At 31.9% G+C, this 15,892-nt stretch carries 16 protein-coding genes and 2 pseudogenes; 4 read left to right on the top strand and 14 right to left on the bottom strand.

Annotated features, from left to right (window positions below; translation table 11 throughout):
- Window positions 1–64 precede the first annotated feature (64 nt).
- Window positions 65–1,503 (top strand): annotated as a pseudogene (locus tag HALSA_RS03135) (carbon starvation CstA family protein).
- An 85-nt stretch (window positions 1,504–1,588) separates the two neighbouring features.
- On the opposite strand, the gene HALSA_RS03130 reads toward HALSA_RS03135, so the two are convergent.
- The 3 genes and pseudogenes from HALSA_RS03130 to HALSA_RS12600 all read right to left on the bottom strand — a co-directional run bounded on the left by HALSA_RS03130 (window position 1,589) and on the right by HALSA_RS12600 (window position 4,605).
- Complete coding sequence (locus tag HALSA_RS03130) at window positions 1,589–1,939, bottom strand: hypothetical protein (protein ID WP_041595777.1); 351 nt, start codon at window positions 1,937–1,939, stop codon at window positions 1,589–1,591.
- Window positions 1,940–2,093: 154 nt separating this feature from the next.
- A complete protein-coding gene (locus HALSA_RS03125) occupies window positions 2,094–3,230 on the bottom strand; it encodes an RNA-guided endonuclease InsQ/TnpB family protein (RefSeq protein ID WP_238524796.1) in 1,137 nt (378 codons plus the stop codon).
- A gap of 108 nt (window positions 3,231–3,338) precedes the next feature.
- Window positions 3,339–4,605, bottom strand: a pseudogene (locus HALSA_RS12600) (IS3-like element ISHahy4 family transposase).
- A 335-nt stretch (window positions 4,606–4,940) separates the two neighbouring features.
- Here HALSA_RS12600 and tnpA point away from each other — a divergent pair.
- Window positions 4,941–5,300, top strand: coding sequence for an IS200/IS605 family transposase (gene tnpA / locus HALSA_RS03110; protein ID WP_013405163.1), 360 nt, complete (start codon window positions 4,941–4,943; stop codon window positions 5,298–5,300).
- A gap of 58 nt (window positions 5,301–5,358) precedes the next feature.
- On the opposite strand, the gene istB is transcribed toward tnpA, so the two are convergent.
- The 8 genes from istB to HALSA_RS03065 all read right to left on the bottom strand — a co-directional run bounded on the left by istB (window position 5,359) and on the right by HALSA_RS03065 (window position 13,451).
- On the bottom strand, window positions 5,359–6,114 hold the full coding sequence (gene istB / locus HALSA_RS03105; RefSeq protein ID WP_013405162.1) for an IS21-like element helper ATPase IstB: 756 nt from the start codon (window positions 6,112–6,114) through the stop codon (window positions 5,359–5,361).
- Window positions 6,114–7,691, bottom strand: a complete 1,578-nt coding sequence (gene istA / locus HALSA_RS03100) for an IS21 family transposase (protein WP_013405161.1) — start codon at window positions 7,689–7,691, stop codon at window positions 6,114–6,116. The genes istB and istA overlap by 1 nt, the downstream gene beginning before the upstream one ends.
- Before the next feature lie 328 nt (window positions 7,692–8,019).
- Window positions 8,020–8,505, bottom strand: coding sequence for a TIGR00725 family protein (locus HALSA_RS03095; RefSeq protein WP_013405160.1), 486 nt, complete (start codon window positions 8,503–8,505; stop codon window positions 8,020–8,022).
- Between the two features lie 173 nt (window positions 8,506–8,678).
- Window positions 8,679–9,119 carry a hypothetical protein gene (locus HALSA_RS03090; RefSeq protein WP_238524775.1) on the bottom strand — a complete coding sequence of 147 codons (441 nt, stop codon included), beginning with the start codon at window positions 9,117–9,119 and terminating at the stop codon, window positions 8,679–8,681.
- A gap of 270 nt (window positions 9,120–9,389) precedes the next feature.
- The gene (locus tag HALSA_RS03085) at window positions 9,390–11,264 is read right to left on the bottom strand and encodes a polysaccharide biosynthesis protein (protein ID WP_013405158.1); all 1,875 of its coding nucleotides are present in this window, start codon (window positions 11,262–11,264) and stop codon (window positions 9,390–9,392) included.
- A gap of 199 nt (window positions 11,265–11,463) precedes the next feature.
- Window positions 11,464–11,724 carry a sugar transferase gene (locus HALSA_RS03080; RefSeq protein WP_049773831.1) on the bottom strand — a complete coding sequence of 87 codons (261 nt, stop codon included), beginning with the start codon at window positions 11,722–11,724 and terminating at the stop codon, window positions 11,464–11,466.
- A gap of 72 nt (window positions 11,725–11,796) precedes the next feature.
- Window positions 11,797–13,064 (bottom strand): IS3-like element ISHahy4 family transposase gene (locus HALSA_RS03075; RefSeq protein ID WP_095522092.1). Its coding sequence is split into 2 segments (ribosomal slippage): window positions 11,797–12,764 and window positions 12,764–13,064, totalling 1,269 coding nucleotides; the frame shifts between segments, so codons are not numbered across the junction.
- A 57-nt stretch (window positions 13,065–13,121) separates the two neighbouring features.
- Complete coding sequence (locus HALSA_RS03065) at window positions 13,122–13,451, bottom strand: sugar transferase (RefSeq protein ID WP_041595931.1); 330 nt, start codon at window positions 13,449–13,451, stop codon at window positions 13,122–13,124.
- A gap of 206 nt (window positions 13,452–13,657) precedes the next feature.
- Between HALSA_RS03065 and HALSA_RS03060 the strand changes: the two genes are divergently transcribed.
- Together HALSA_RS03060 and HALSA_RS03055 are read left to right on the top strand one after the other, a co-directional pair.
- Window positions 13,658–13,912 (top strand): AbrB/MazE/SpoVT family DNA-binding domain-containing protein, encoded by a 255-nt coding sequence (locus tag HALSA_RS03060; RefSeq protein ID WP_013405157.1) that lies wholly within the window; start codon window positions 13,658–13,660, stop codon window positions 13,910–13,912.
- Window positions 13,905–14,219: a type II toxin-antitoxin system RelE family toxin gene (locus HALSA_RS03055; protein WP_013405156.1), complete on the top strand. Its 315-nt coding sequence runs from the start codon at window positions 13,905–13,907 to the stop codon at window positions 14,217–14,219. The genes HALSA_RS03060 and HALSA_RS03055 overlap by 8 nt, the downstream gene beginning before the upstream one ends.
- 108 nt (window positions 14,220–14,327) lie before the next feature.
- Here the strand turns inward: HALSA_RS03055 and HALSA_RS12595 are convergent, their stop codons facing one another.
- The 3 genes from HALSA_RS12595 to HALSA_RS03040 form a co-directional block, all read right to left on the bottom strand.
- Window positions 14,328–14,456, bottom strand: coding sequence for a helix-turn-helix domain-containing protein (locus HALSA_RS12595; protein WP_013405155.1), 129 nt, complete (start codon window positions 14,454–14,456; stop codon window positions 14,328–14,330).
- Between the two features lie 123 nt (window positions 14,457–14,579).
- Window positions 14,580–15,281, bottom strand: coding sequence for an HIRAN domain-containing protein (locus tag HALSA_RS03045; RefSeq protein ID WP_013405154.1), 702 nt, complete (start codon window positions 15,279–15,281; stop codon window positions 14,580–14,582).
- Between the two features lie 2 nt (window positions 15,282–15,283).
- Window positions 15,284–15,841, bottom strand: coding sequence for a HipA domain-containing protein (locus HALSA_RS03040; protein ID WP_041595774.1), 558 nt, complete (start codon window positions 15,839–15,841; stop codon window positions 15,284–15,286).
- Window positions 15,842–15,892: the final 51 nt, after the last annotated feature.

Raw genomic sequence — 15,892 nt, 5'->3', positions numbered from 1 at the left:
CAATCCAATCCTTATAAGTGTATAATTGTATATGTAATAAAAACTTATGAGGAGGAATGCATATATGGCTTCATTTCTTATTTCTTTAGCAGTTTTAATTTTAGGGTATTTTACTTATGGAAAGATCGTTGATCACATTTTTGGTTCAGAATTAGATAGAGAAACTCCTGCTGTTACGAATGCTGATGGTGTAGATTATGTTGCAATGGATTGGAAAAAAGCTTTTTAATTCAGTTTTTGAATATAGCTGGTTTAGGACCAATCTTTGGGGCAATTGCTGGAGCTCTTTGGGGACCAAGTGCTTTTATCTGGATAGTTTTGGGAACAATTTTTGCAGGAGGCGTACATGATTATTTATCTGGTATGCTTTCAATTCGTTCTAACGGAGCTTCTATAGCTGAGATTATCGGCGAAAATCTCGGTAATAAAGTTAGACAAGCGATGAGAGTATTTACTATTCTTCTCTTAATATTAGTAGGTACAGTTTTTATGACAGGACCGGCCCTGTTACTTGCTAACTTAACCCCTGCATTTATGGGTGTAAACAGCTGGCTAATAATTATTTTAGCTTATTATTTTGTGGCAACATTTTTACCTGTAGATAAAATAATCGGCAAGCTTTATCCGATTTTTGGACTTGCGCTTTTGGTAATGGCTTTAGGTGTTGGTGGTGGCTTGATTTTTGGAAGTTATGATATTCCGAACATAGCTTTAAATAATTTACATCCTGAATCTCTGCCAATCTGGCCCTTGATGTTTGTTACCATTGCCTGTGGAGCTATTAGTGGTTTTCACTCTACCCAGTCTCCTATTATGGCTCGCTGTACGACAAATGAAAAAGAAGGGCGTAAAATTTTCTATGGAGCTATGGTAGCAGAAGGAATAGTTGCTTTAATTTGGGCAGCTGCAGCTATGACATTTTTCCAAAGCACTGGTGGTTTGAATACAGCTTTAGTTGAACTTGGTGGTCCAGCTGGAATCGTTCATGAGATTACTGGCTCAATGATGGGTGTTGTTGGTGGATTGCTGGCAATGTTAGGAGTTGTTGCAGCACCAATAACTTCTGGAGATACTGCATTTAGAAGTGTTAGATTAGCTCTTTCTGATATTTTTGATCTTGAACAAAAATCTATTAAAAATAGACTGATGCTGGCAATTCCTATTTTTATAATTGGTGGCAGCCTGTCTCAAATTAACTTCGATATTCTCTGGCGCTATTTTGCCTGGTCAAATCAAACAGTAGCTATGGTAGTATTATGGGCTGGAGCAGTCTGGCTTGCTAAGAACGACAAAAATCACTGGATTGCTTCTTTACCAGCATTCTTTATGACTGGAGTTTCTGCTACATATATTCTTTATGCTCCTGAAGGATTTCAACTAGCCTATAATATTTCAGTTCCTATAGGAATAATCACAGCTGTAACTACAATGCTGTTATTTTTATACAAAATATCAAAAGCTGATTTTATAGAGTATCCTCAACAACAAAAAGAAGCAGTTTAAAGTCATTTAATTTAAAAAATAATTAAAAAGAACTTATGAGAGCCTCTTAAATATTTAAGAGGCTCTAAATTTTTACTATATTTAATTAATCATTCTTAACAGCTTTTTTATCTTTTTTAATTAAATAAGAAAGGTCATATTGTATACTGTTTAGTTTCGAAAGAGTTACATTTTCAAACTCGGTTAAATGACCAGTTTGCTTATATGTCACAGTTAAGGTTTTATCCATTTTGTTCAGTTTATTATCAACTTTATCAAACCTTCTATCGACCTGTTCAGCACGCTTATCGAATTTGTCTTCAAGCTTAGCTACTCTACCATCTAAGTTAGTAACTTTTGTATCTAAATTAGTAACTTTAGTATCCAAATTAGTAACTTTTGTATCTACTGCTTCAATTTTCGAAAGTATTTTATTAAGTTTGTTATCTTCAGTCATTTTATTCACCTTCCTTCCCTCAAGGTCTCCGTGAACCTCTCCCACCAAATCAAAAACAAGATTTGGAAGGAGCTTCTATTACTTCACATAAACCACAGTGGCTATATGCTACTAGATAGATTTAGACGAAGTTTTGTAATTAAGTTTCCACCTATTAAGCAACACTTATTCGTCTCGGAGGGTACACAACTCCATTATCCCTAGCTCCATTAATGAGTTCAGGAATACATTTATCTTTCAAATATTTCCTTAATATATTGAGACTACCGTTAATATCACTATTAATGTTGGTCTTTTTATTTTTAAACAAACCCCTATATACTCTACGAGACTTATTATAATTAGATTTATTAATTTTTTCTAACTCAATAGCACTACATCCACTAGTATATGCTTCATTAAGTCTAACAACATTAATACCTCCTAATTCAGCCTTATACTCAATCATATTAATGAATCGCTGTACTGGTATTTGAACAAAAGATTTAATAGTAGAATTTTGTTTGATGTTTTTAATATTACCAATAACAATAGTACCCACCTTGTTATCTAATGCTATATCAATTACCCGCCTGCTTGCTTTATGCAGGTAGTTTAAAACATAATTATTCCTATCAACTCTAAGGGCTTTAATCTTATTGGTGTTTTTAAATTTCCTACTACCAACCTGTTTCATTCTAATAGATGACAGTCTTGCAATTTCTTTATTGTAATAAGAGTTTTTAGATTTAAGAGGTTTACCATTAATTAAATAATTTTTATTACTGTCTTTAAATGTTATAGCAGCTAAATTATCTAATCCAGGATCAATACTCATTACATTTTTACCATCGTTGTTTTTACACTCTTTGTTATAAAAAACAATTAAATACCATCTATTGGAACCGGATTTTCTTTTGATCTTTACCTGTTGGATAGAATCCATGTTTATAAAGCTTTGAACTTTATCAGAAAGCTCAAATTTAAGATTGTCCACTTTATAATCAGATCTTATCTTTTTAGATAAAGATAATAAAAGATTACCGTTTTTAATTCTAATAGCTTGGTTGGTAAAAATAATCTCATTGGGATTAGAATCTAAATATTTATATCTAGGAGGTTTAGGTATGGCATTGTATTTAGAAGGATTATTTTTATAATCATTTAAACTTCTGAAATATGATTTCCAATTTTGAGCTAATAATTTTAGACAATGTTGTCTATTATGTGAATGTAAATAATCACAATGCCAGTTACCTCTAAATTTTTTATCTAATTTAGTATATACAGGTTTATTTTCTCCATTGTGAATAGAATAATTAACAATATTATATAGTTTAGATGTATGAACGGTTCAACCCCCTAAATATGGAAAATATGTTTGTTAAGCTCGCTCATTCTTAGTTTCTCATTTTTTGATTTAGGCGAGTACTGGTTCAGCAACTATTTTTTCTGCTTTAGCCAGTTTATAAAATTTTGCTGGAGGCATATCATTAAGACTGCCATGACGGTATCTGTTGTTATAATAATTCATATACTCACTGACTTTTTTATAGGCGTCAATAAAACTACTGAATTCATTAATTGAATAACAATCTTTTTCTAAAACCGAATGAAATGATTCTATATGAGCATTCATATTAGGTGTTCTAACTGGAATTCTCTGATGCTCTACCCCCAGTTTTTCACAGGTGTCTCCAAATAATTTAGAGACAAATTGTGGTCCATTATCTGTTCTAATTTTAGGCAAATTCATGCCTTTATACAGCTTTCTTTTATTTAAAGCAGCCTTTAATACCCTGCAGGTATCTTTAGCTTTACAGCTTAGTCCCAGGTGATAATCTATAACAGTCTTATCAAAGACATCAATTACTGACATCTGGAAAAAGAACTGATCTGTTCCATTTATGTAGCCGTATTTTAAATCCATCTGCCAGAGTTGATTTGGTTCTGTAATTTCTTCCTGTTTTGCAATCTTTTTAGGTCTAAATTTTTTGATTTTTCTTTGCGATCTTAATATATCCAGTTCTTTGCATAACCTGTATACTTTTTCTTATTTATTTTCAAGTTATAGTCTTCTTTTAAACAGACTGTAAGTTTCCTGTAACCATAAGGGAAGCCATCTCCTGCAACCAGTTCTAAGAGCCATTCTTTAATCTGTTCATCAGATATTTTTTCACCTGATTCAGTTAGAGAATACCCAGGGACAGGTCTTCCTTGAGGATTATTGGAATTGCTGCTATTAGTACTTTCACTCTCAGTTTTTCTATTTATATTACTGTAGTAAGTGGAAGAATTAAGCCCAACAAAGTCTAAAACAATAGAGATTTTATACCCTTTATTTATCCACTTTGATGCAATCTGAACTTTGAGGGCTATCGGGGGTTTACTTTATCTCTCAACTCCCTTAAAATCGCTAATTCTAATTCTTTTTCTGCTACAATTTTTTTGAGCTTATCATTTTCATCGCTCATTTTACTTAATCTATTTTCTATCTCTTTCATTTGCTTTTTTTCATCTTTAGGAAGAGATCTAACTGATCCTGTTTCTTTAGCTTTTTTGACCCAGCTGTAAACAGTATGCTTAGAAATATTATGTCGTCTTGCTACAAGAGCTGTGTTACCTATTTCGCGACATTCTTTTACAATTTGTTCTTTAGTTTCATCGGAATATTTTCTGTTTGCCATTGGTGTTTCCCCCTTGTAATTAGAGTATATCACTTTCAAACTTTTTCTCCAATTCTGTTAGGGGGCTATATAGATTGGTGTTTCCCCCTTGTAATTAGAGTATATCACTTTCAAACTTTTTCTCCAATTCTGTTAGGGGGCTATATAGTGAAAACTTAATGTTCTGATAATATTTAAATTCTTATGGTTAATAGCTGGCTTAAATTTAAAAGACAATTTTATTTATTGTTTCACCCCCCTTTATTTGAAATTATTGACTCTATTGTTATATTATAGTATATTTATATTATGATATAACTTAGTTGTAAACTAATATTTTATAGGAGAGGATATATATGAGCAACCAACTTGATAGTAATAGACACGCTAAATATAATTTAATTTATCATTTAGTTGTAGTAACTAAATTTAGGAAAGAATGTATCAGTGATAATATGTATAGTGATTTGAACAAGCATTTCAAGAGATTATTGGAAGGTAAAAACTGTAACTTGTTAGAATTTGGTGGTGAAAAAGATCATATTCATGTCATGTTTAGTACACCACCACAAGTTCAATTATCAAAAGTGCTTAATAGTTTAAAGACTAGTACATCTAGGTTGATTAGAAGAGACTATGGTGATTATCTGAAAGATTTTTATCTAAAAAATATTTCTGGTCAAGAAGTTATTGTATTGTGTGTTTTTGTCAAGTGAAATTTGACCCTTTTATTAATTGAAAATTGACCCGGGTAAGCAAAAAATAATATTAATTTTATTGACCCAGCCACTCTTCAGTTTCTTTCATTCGGTAAGAATTACCATTCATATTAATTACATATGATTTGTGGGTCAATCTATCTACCATAGCTGCAGTTAATGCTGGATCATTAAACACCTCATTCCACCTCTCAAATGAGAGATTGGAAGTTATGATAGTAGATTTGCGTTCTGCTCTTAGTGAAAGAAAGGAGAATAAAAGTTCGCTTCCTTTCTGGTCAAAAGAGATGTAGCCCAATTCATCTAAAATTATTAAGTCATATTTTTGGAATTTAGATTCAAAATTAGTTAATCTTCTTTCGCTCTGGGTTTCTTTCAATTGGTTGATAAACTGTGGTACTGTGGCAAAGAAGACTTTATAGCCCTCGTTACAGGCCTTGATACCAAGGCCTATAGACAAATGACTTTTTCCAGTCCCAGGATTTCCTGAGAAAATTATGTTTCTATTTTCTTCAATAAATTTAAGCGACTTTAACTCTTTAAACTTAGCTTGAGCACTCTCAGGTAGATAGTCTACAATTAGGGTATCCAAATATTTTTTGTATGGGAATTTAGCATTTTTAATCCTATTTTTACGGCCATTTTCTTTACGCATATCATATGCATCTCGAAATAGATCTCTTAATAGTTCTTCGTAAGGTGTATTGTTGCGATAAGCTTCAGCCAGTTTTTGATTTAAGTCGTTTCTAATACCAGCAATCTTTAGTTCTTTGATGTAATTTTTAGTTTCCAGTATTATTTCTTTATTCATTACTGGATCACCTCCTGATGATTTTGGAGACTAAACATAGTATCCCATTTTTTTAATAGTTCCAGAGAATTCTCATTTATTTCACTGGAAATTGTAAAATCAGGAGTATTCTCCTTTTGAACTAACACTTTGATATTAGCAGTTGTTACCATTGACTTTTTGTTTTTAGAAAGAGTTTCTATAGCACCCTTAATTTCATCCAGACCTTTCTCACTTACCAGTTCTAAAAGCTCTATGAATTCTTTAGTTTTTCTGGTATAATTATCGTAGTATAATTTATATATCTCTTTGAGGTCTGGTGCCATTTGATGAAAAGCTAGGGATTTTTTCAATGCACCAGGCTTTCTTTTTAGAGTTAGAAGATAATGTTCTATTTCAATACTGCATTTATGAACTTCATATATTCTCTGATGCTTTGCTACCAGCTCATCGTTGTAGTATATTTTTATATAATCTGAGTAAATTCTGCTGTTAACAAATCTTCCAACAAGATGATCAGGTACAGAATATTTATTCTGCTCAAAGGTTACAAAGCTGTATTTATTGACTCTACATTCTTTTTCTCTGCAGGCCTCATATGGAGGTTTTAAAGGCAGTAGATATGGTATTTCCTGCTGCCAGAGCTCATATGGTGATCTGTTATCTAATTCAGCTTTTTTCATTGAGTTAAGCCTTTTTAGTCCTGCAGCAAGATACTCATTTGCTTCTTCTATGGATTCAAAACTTGTTTTCTGGGAGAAGATCCGCCGCCTGACGAAATCAACGCCTTTCTCAACTTTGCCTTTTTCGTTCCCGCGATATGCGTTACAAAAGCGGTATTTAAAGCCATAGTAGAGGGAAAGCTTAACTAGATCCTCAGTAGCTTCTTTTTCAGAAGGACCAACGAATCTTTTTACAGCCTGTTTTAAATTATCATAAACTACTTCATGATATACTCCATTGAAGTTCTTAAATGCTTTAACATGAGCATCTAAAAATGAAGTCATCTTTTTATTAGCATAAAATTTACCATAGTGATGAAAACCAAAACCAGTTGTGAATAGAGCCATATTAAGGGTTTTGTTTTTACCTGCAATTTCTAAATTGGCTTCACCATAGTCGAACTGAAGGGATTCTCCTTCATGATAGAGCTGTTTTATATATGCTTCTTTGGCTGCATTTTCATAGGTGTTTCTGATGTAGTTGCAGACTGTTGAGTAACTAATATCATGACCTTTACCGAGCAGATATTCATGAATATCAATCTTTTTACGCTGCAGCTTACGCATACCTGTTGCTCGCCGTTTTTTGTTTTCTTTAATGCAGTAATCAATATCTTTTTTGATAGCTTCATTCATTTTATATTTATTACGGTTAGAGCTGTCATACTCAGGAGTTTCTACTAGAGATTCAATTAAGGTTAATATTTCATCTCTGGATTTTGCTTTATCCAGATTCTGAAGTTTTTCTTCATGATCTCGGATATATTTGCGGATAGTATTTCTTGAAAATTCTGACTCTCTAGCTATTTTTCTAATTGATTGACCCTCGACAAAATGTTTAATTAGAATATCGGCTTTTTCATTCAATTTTATCACCTTTTTCACCTGCCCATAATTTTTATTTTATTATGGACAGTTTATATTATCTATTTAAACGGGTCAATTTTAAATTATTATCCTGGGTCACTTTTAGATTATCATATACAATTGTGTCTACAGGTGGAGCTAGTATTGATGCTGTAAAGAAATATATAGAAAATCAAGACCGTTGAAATTCATCTCCCCCTAAATTAAAATTTTAGTTCAGGCTTTAATGACTGAAAGTAAAAAAATACTCTCATTTATTAAATTATATCATAAAGATTTATGCAAGTCAAACATATGTTTGTCATTTAAAAGATATTTTTCATTTTTAATTCTCTTTTTATCTTTTTCTTTTTTCTCCTAGCTGACAGGCTTTTCCAACCGCCTCTTCTGCTGTTTCAACCTTGAAGAAAAACTTATTAATACTATTATCTAAAGTAATTTTACTTAAATCCCAGCTATTAAGACTAACAACAGAAATCCCATGCTTTAAAGCTAAAGCTATTTCTGAAAGTGTCCCATATTTACCTTCTACAGCAATCACTACATCTGAATTGAGAACAACAATTAAATTTCTAGCCTGGCCAATACCTGTAGCAACTGGATATTTGACAAACTCGTTAGCTTGCTGCCGATCCATTCCCGGTAAAATACCGACAGTTGTACCATCTTTTTTTAAAGCACCTTCAGCTGCCCCTTCCATTACTCCGCTTCTGCCGCCACAAACAAGGACAGCTCCCTGTTCAGCAATTAAACTACCTATTTCTACTGCTGTCTCATAGGTTTGGTTGGAACAAACACTGCTGCCGATAACACCAATATTCATTGTATCCCTCCGGTCCGTTTATATTATCATTTCTATTTTAATTATAGCACAGCTTTAAATCCTCTACAAAATATTAAATATGTAATTGCAAGTAAAAAATAACCCAATTTAAAAAGAGCAGTTCATTAAAAAACCTTAAGAACTGCTCTAAAATATTTTAATTTGTAGCAAAATTATATGCTGTTAATATTTTTGCTCTCTTTTTGATCATCAGATTTTGTGATTTTATCAATTTTCATATTTAAGTTAGCCTGTTCAAGGCTGAGGCGAACAGTCTGATTATGAATCATCTTAGTAGTATAATTTATTTCATCAAATTGGCTACTATGTTTTTTAAGTATATTTTTAACATTGTAAAGTTCAATACTTTGTTCTTCAAGAACTTTATCAACCTTATCAAAACGATCGTCTGTATTTTTTTCTAGCTCATCAAAGCGACTGTCAACCTTATCGAAACGATCGTCTGTATTTTTTTCTAGCTCATCAAAGCGACTGTCAACCTTATCAAAACGATCGTCTGTATTTTTTTCTAGCTCATCAAAGCGACTGTCAACCTTATCAAAACGGCTGTCTATATCATCAAAGCGGCTGTCTATTTCATCAAAGCGACTCATAAGTTTCTCTAAAAATTTAGGTTCTGACATCTGTTTCACCTGCCTTCCCTCGTATTCTCCATATACAATTATTATACATTATTTTGCTATTAATTAGCAAATAATATTTTTTAACCTCATTAATATTAAAAATTCATTATTCAACACAGTGAGCATTATGTTGCAGTTGAAATAAAAAAATCCTGCCATCTTTTAAATAGCAGGAGATATCGAAAGTTATTTAATTTTAGCATTTTAGTTCAAAAAAGGAAAAGAAAGCCTTATGAAAAGCTAAGATGATTTCTGTTTATTTTTAAAATCGATCTTTTTTACATTATCTCGCCTCGGTTGATAACTATCAACAAGATTAACTAAAGCAGAGATGATCTCTAAAGCATCAGCTTGCTCAGCTAATCTTTCCAATTTACTTAGATGCATATTTAAAAACTCTCCATCCACAGCCTCCAGATTATTGATAAAGATCCTTTGATGTTTTGTCGCAATATTATCTTCTGTATTACAGAGCAGTTCTTCATAAAGCTTTTCTCCCGGTCTTAACCCAACTACATCGATATCAATATCTTCATAGGGAGTTAAACCAGAAAGATTAATTAAATCCTCTGCTAATTCCATAATTTTAACCGGTTCACCCATATCGAGCACAAAGACCTCTCCCCCTTCACCTAATGCTCCGGCCTGTATAACAAGCTGAGAAGCCTCAGGGATGGTCATAAAATAGCGGGTTATATCTTTGTGGGTTACCGTTAAAGGCCCACCATTGGCAATCTGCTTCTTAAATAAAGGAATTACACTTCCCTGGCTGCCTAAAACATTGCCAAAGCGAACTGCCATAAATTTCGTTTCAGACTTTTTATTAATTGACTGGACTATCATTTCGGCAGCTCTTTTAGAAGCCCCCATAACATTGGTTGGATTTACCGCTTTATCGGTGGAAATTAAAACAAAACGATCAATCTTAAATTCAGCAGCAACTTCAGCTACATTTCTACTTCCTAGAATATTATTTTTAACAGCCTCTTCTGGGCTTGTTTCCATTAAGGGAACATGTTTGTGAGCAGCTGCATGAAAGGCTACATCAATTTCAAATTCTCTAAATAAATTCTGTAGTTTATTCTTATCTCTAATACTACCGATAATAGATGTTATCTTTAAATCAGGATATTCATCTTCTAAATCGCGTTCTAAAAAGTATGTATTGTTTTCATTAATATCAAAAATAATTATTTCTTTTGGATTAAATTTTGCTAACTGTCGGCAGAGTTCAGAACCGATTGAACCTCCACCACCTGTTACTAAAATAGTTTTTTCTTCCAGATAGTCAGATATTTCATCAGTAATTAAGTCGACCTGATCTCTTCTTAAAAGGTCTTCTACTTTAACTTCCCTAATCTGATTTAAGGAAACATCACCTTTGAGTATTTCATAAACTCCAGGTACTATTTTGACCTTTACATCTTTTTTATTACTGAGTTTATATAGCCTTTTAATTGTCTTACCTTCTGCAGAAGGTATTGCTATAATAACTTCATCTACATCATATTCTTCTATAAGTTGGGGTATCTTTTTGGTTTTTCCAAGTACTTCATAACCATGAATTTCCAGTGATTGTTTGTCAGGATCATCATCTACCAAACCAACTATTTTTTTGCCTAATTCTGGATGTTTGTGCATTTCTCTAATGATTATTTCTGCTGCATCACCGGCACCAATAATCAAAACTCTACTTTTAGATTTTTTGTTTTGGTTGCGGTTCAAAAAGTCCTTGAGCAGCCGCAAAGAAAATCTAAATCCACCCAGCAAAAAGATATTTGACATCAGATTAATTGCTATTATACTGCGGGGAAAAGCAACTCTAAAGAAATATAGGTAGATCACAAAAACAAAATTAATCGCTAGAGCAGCTTTAAAAATGGAGTATAGTTCTGACATGCTGGCATACTGCCACATCTTGTTATATAGAGATGAGAAATATAGGATTACAAAACTAATTATAGTAATTGCAATAAAATAGCTGAATCTAAAATACTGCAGCCAATTTTCATCAAAACGAAGCATAAAAGAAAATATTAAGGCAAAATTAATCAATAATAAATCTATGATTATTAAACGTGGTTTTTTATACAATTTTAATAAATATTCGAGCATAAATTTCAACTCCCCAAAGTTTAAATTTCTCCCTGTTATTCTAACTCAATTATAGTGAATTTTTATTACAAATTCAATTATCTAAAAATAAAAAGGCCCCTACTGTCAATAAGACAAATAAATTTTAGTAGGAGTAGTGTTATAGTGAGTGTTAGATTTATTATTGTATTTATTTAATTTATTATATGTTTTGATATCTCTACTTGTGCTCAATTAATCCCTCTTGCTTAATGACCTGTAGAAAAGTTATCATTATTATTTTAAGGTCAAGCAGAAAAGAATAATTTTTCTTATAATACAGATCATATTCAAACTTTACCTGATCATCAATATCATCTCGTCCATTGATTTGAGCCCAGCCGGTAATTCCTGGCTTAAATTGATCTATTTTATACTGCTTGCGATTTTTTACCAGCTGCTTTTGAGAAAAAAGTGGTGGTCTTGGCCCAACAAAACTCATCTCGGTTCAACCCCCTAAATATGGAAAATATGTTTGTTAAGCTCGCTCATTCTTAGTTTCTCATTTTTTGATTTAGGCGAGTACTGGTTCAGCAACTATTTTTTCTGCTTTAGCCAGTTTATAAAATTTTGCTGGAGGCATATCATTAAGACTGCCATGACGGTATCTGTTGTTATAATAATTCATATACTCACTGACTTTTTTATAGGCGTCAATAAAACTACTGAATTCATTAATTGAATAACAATCTTTTTCTAAAACCGAATGAAATGATTCTATATGAGCATTCATATTAGGTGTTCTAACTGGAATTCTCTGATGCTCTACCCCCAGTTTTTCACAGGTGTCTCCAAATAATTTAGAGACAAATTGTGGTCCATTATCTGTTCTAATTTTAGGCAAATTCATGCCTTTATACAGCTTTCTTTTATTTAAAGCAGCCTTTAATACCCTGCAGGTATCTTTAGCTTTACAGCTTAGTCCCAGGTGATAATCTATAACAGTCTTATCAAAGACATCAATTACTGACATCTGGAAAAAGAACTGATCTGTTCCATTTATGTAGCCGTATTTTAAATCCATCTGCCAGAGTTGATTTGGTTCTGTAATTTCTTCCTGTTTTGCAATCTTTTTAGGTCTAAATTTTTTGATTTTTCTTTGCGATCTTAATATATCCAGTTCTTTGCATAACCTGTATACTTTTTTCTTATTTATTTTCAAGTTATAGTCTTCTTTTAAACAGACTGTAAGTTTCCTGTAACCATAAGGGAAGCCATCTCCTGCAACCAGTTCTAAGAGCCATTCTTTAATCTGTTCATCAGATATTTTTTCACCTGATTCAGTTAGAGAATACCCAGGGACAGGTCTTCCTTGAGGATTATTGGAATTGCTGCTATTAGTACTTTCACTCTCAGTTTTTCTATTTATATTACTGTAGTAAGTGGAAGAATTAAGCCCAACAAAGTCTAAAACAATAGAGATTTTATACCCTTTATTTATCCACTTTGATGCAATCTGAACTTTGAGGGCTATCGGGGGTTTACTTTATCTCTCAACTCCCTTAAAATCGCTAATTCTAATTCTTTTTCTGCTACAATTTTTTTGAGCTTATCATTTTCATCGCTCATTTTACTTAATCTATTTTCTATCTCTTTCATTTGCTTTTTTTCATCTTTAGGAAGAGATCTAACTGATCCTGTTTCTTTAGCTTTTTTGACCCAGCTGTAAACAGTATGCTTAGAAATATTATGTCGTCTTGCTACAAGAGCTGTGTTACCTATTTCGCGACATTCTTTTACAATTTGTTCTTTAGTTTCATCGGAATATTTTCTGTTTGCCATTGGTGTTTCCCCCTTGTAATTAGAGTATATCACTTTCAAACTTTTTCTCCAATTCTGTTAGGGGGCTATATAGATCTCACCTTTTAAAATATTAAATAGTTGTGGTAGTTCATCAAGGCTGGTCACCCTGAGAAACTTACCCATCTTAGTTATGTATTTGTCACGATCATTAAATTCATTTGTAGGTACATCAGGAGTATCGATCCTCATAGTTCTAAACTTATAAATGGTAAATGGATTGCTATCCTGACCAACTCGTTCCTGGGCAAAGATTGGGCTCCCCTTTGACTCCAGTCTAATTAAAATGGCAATTATAATTAGAAATGGAGCTAAACAAATAATTAAAAAAATTGATAGTATAAAATCAAACAATCTTTTAAAAAACAATTAAAGTCCTCCTGCCCTAATCAATAGTCATTATTCCCTTCTCTTAAAAATTAAAATACACCATTTTAATTATACTCTATAAAGTCAACTCTTTCAAATTATATAGAAAAATTTTGCAAATTTGATTGATTATTTGCTATAAAATTCTACCCATTATATAATATAAGTGTGGGTAAAACCCACAAAATACAATAGGTGGTGATAAAATGAATGACAAATTAGTTGTTAAAGTTGACTCAAGAGGCAGGATAACAATCCCCAAAGAAGCTAGAGAGGCTGCAGATATTGAATCAGGAGATGCTCTTTTTATGAATCTTAGTCCTGGAAGAGTAGAATTGACAAGAGCTATTGAGGATCCAATTGTAGAATTAGCAGCATATGCGGAAAGTGAATATAAAAAAGGTAATACACAAAATTTGAGAGATTTTGCTAAAGAAGAAGGGATTAAACTAGATGAGTGATTATTCAATTGAGATTATTCACTTAATTAAAAACGACTTAAAAAAACTTAAACATCAAAAAGAAGATGCCATTAATCAGATTATTTCTTTAGAAAATAACCCAGTTAAAAAAAGTAAATCTCTATCTGGAATTCTCAAAGGATTAAGAAGTTTTCAATTCACTTTAGCTGATGGACAATATAGAGCAATCTTTAAAATTTTAGAAGATAATAAAGTATACCTGCTAATCATTATCGGCAGCAGACAAAATATCTATTTAGAAGCCAAACGAAGAGTTAAATCTCTAAAAAAACAGGTATTAATCTAGTGAAGTATCAGATGAATTGATGGTAAGAAAATCCAGTGATCTGATACTTTTTTTTTACCCTATCTAACCATTTTATATTCATCACATTTTTAATTAATTATCTACAAACTAATTTCTTGCATAATAGGATATTTGACTTCTTTTTTTGCCAATGAAATTAGCTACTTCCTGCTGTGAATAATTCCTTTCTTTCCGGGCTTCTTTTAGCCTTTTTGCAATCACTTCATAATCTAACATTAGACCACCCTTTCATTTAAATTATAATATATTTATTGGAACATAAAGTGTGAAATATTAAAAATAGCCGCTACAAATGAAAGTAACGGCATTAAGTTAATTCATATTATATTTTGATATTTCCTAAGCGATAGAAAATTTAGTTTCTTCCACCTTGGGATTAACCATCTCACCTCTAAATCTAATCTCTAAAATTTGATAGGGGTCAGCTTTAGGATTAACCTCAGCAATTACAGCATCATATTCTCCATCTTCTACCAGCTTATCAATATACCTACTGTAAACAGCTGGAACATAACCAAGTTTGTACTCTTTATCTTTAGTCCAGATTTCAATTGCATGCATATCATAAATATTATCCTCTTCAATTTCTAAATGAATTTCCTGTCCTGAATCTAAGTTTTCTAAAGCTTTATCTCCATCATAATGTCTCCAACCTGCAATATTGAATTTAACTGTTCTACATTTCTTTTCTTCATCAATAGGCTCCATGAATTCTAATGTATCTGTATTCAATCTTCCTCCAGTTCGTTTCAGTGCCTCAAATGGCTTATTTTTTCTATCTTTACCATTTAATCTATTAAGGAATGGAGCAAATAATTTTTCAGAAGTATATTTTTGGTCAATATCTTCAAAAATCTTAATCGTTTTATATCCCATCTTAAGTGCATATTCAATACTCCCATGCTCATTTTCGTCTTCTCTAATATATTTAAATTGAAACAATCCATCTTCTTTCCATAATCTACCGATTACAATTCTTTCTCTGGTATCTGGATCCTTCCAGACAACTAAAAGCTCATTTTTGTGTTTAGCAATTACCACAATCAATCACCTTCTTTCTCCACTAAATCTAACATCCAACTTCTGCGTTCCATTAATATCTTAAGCACTAATCTCTTTTGGTTAGCACTTATGAAATTTTCAGGTACTTTAAAAATAATCTCTCGAATAATATCTTCTTGCAGTAATTTTAATTTAATAATAAATGCTTTATATATATCCGAATAACACTGATTTAAATAGCAGAGCATATCATATTGTGTAATTTTTTCATTACCGTTTAGTCTAATACAAGATTTGCATTTTCTTAAATAGGACTTTAAAAAGTTCTCATCTTTAAGAAGCTTCTCAACATGATGTGGTAATCTTTCTCTTGCTAAAGAAGAAGCATTATCATAAATTGGAGCTAATTTTGGAGTTATATCTTTTTTTTCAGAAACTATTATCCCCCAATTTTCTTCATGTCTGTCAGTTTGACCAATAAAGCCATCAAAAAGCAGTATTTCAATAAAATCTTCAATTAAATCATATTCTTTTAGATCACTCAAAATATTATTCAGAGTATAATTTTGTCTATTAGTCTCAGTGATTTCATAGCTCATTAGGTCTACGCCTTCTTTCAGGATTTCATCTTTATCTAAAAACCTATAACT

This window comes from Halanaerobium hydrogeniformans (genome assembly GCF_000166415.1).
GTDB classification, from domain to species: Bacteria; Bacillota; Halanaerobiia; order Halanaerobiales; family Halanaerobiaceae; genus Halanaerobium; species Halanaerobium hydrogeniformans.
Note: the sequence above shows the minus strand (reverse complement) of the source record. Positions and strands in the feature narration are given on the sequence as shown.

Coding starts and splice junctions, on each gene's coding strand:
- HALSA_RS03080 (WP_049773831.1), bottom strand. CDS start 11,724: ATGAGTTTTGTTGGGCCAAGACCACCACTTTTTTCTCAAAAGCAGCTG.
- HALSA_RS03060 (WP_013405157.1), top strand. CDS start 13,658: ATGAATGACAAATTAGTTGTTAAAGTTGACTCAAGAGGCAGGATAACA.
- HALSA_RS03055 (WP_013405156.1), top strand. CDS start 13,905: ATGAGTGATTATTCAATTGAGATTATTCACTTAATTAAAAACGACTTA.
- tnpA (WP_013405163.1), top strand. CDS start 4,941: ATGAGCAACCAACTTGATAGTAATAGACACGCTAAATATAATTTAATT.
- istB (WP_013405162.1), bottom strand. CDS start 6,114: ATGAATAAAGAAATAATACTGGAAACTAAAAATTACATCAAAGAACTA.
- HALSA_RS03095 (WP_013405160.1), bottom strand. CDS start 8,505: ATGAATATTGGTGTTATCGGCAGCAGTGTTTGTTCCAACCAAACCTAT.
- HALSA_RS03130 (WP_041595777.1), bottom strand. CDS start 1,939: ATGACTGAAGATAACAAACTTAATAAAATACTTTCGAAAATTGAAGCA.
- HALSA_RS12595 (WP_013405155.1), bottom strand. CDS start 14,456: ATGTTAGATTATGAAGTGATTGCAAAAAGGCTAAAAGAAGCCCGGAAA.
- HALSA_RS03085 (WP_013405158.1), bottom strand. CDS start 11,264: ATGCTCGAATATTTATTAAAATTGTATAAAAAACCACGTTTAATAATC.
- HALSA_RS03090 (WP_238524775.1), bottom strand. CDS start 9,119: ATGAGTCGCTTTGATGAAATAGACAGCCGCTTTGATGATATAGACAGC.
- HALSA_RS03040 (WP_041595774.1), bottom strand. CDS start 15,841: ATGAGCTATGAAATCACTGAGACTAATAGACAAAATTATACTCTGAAT.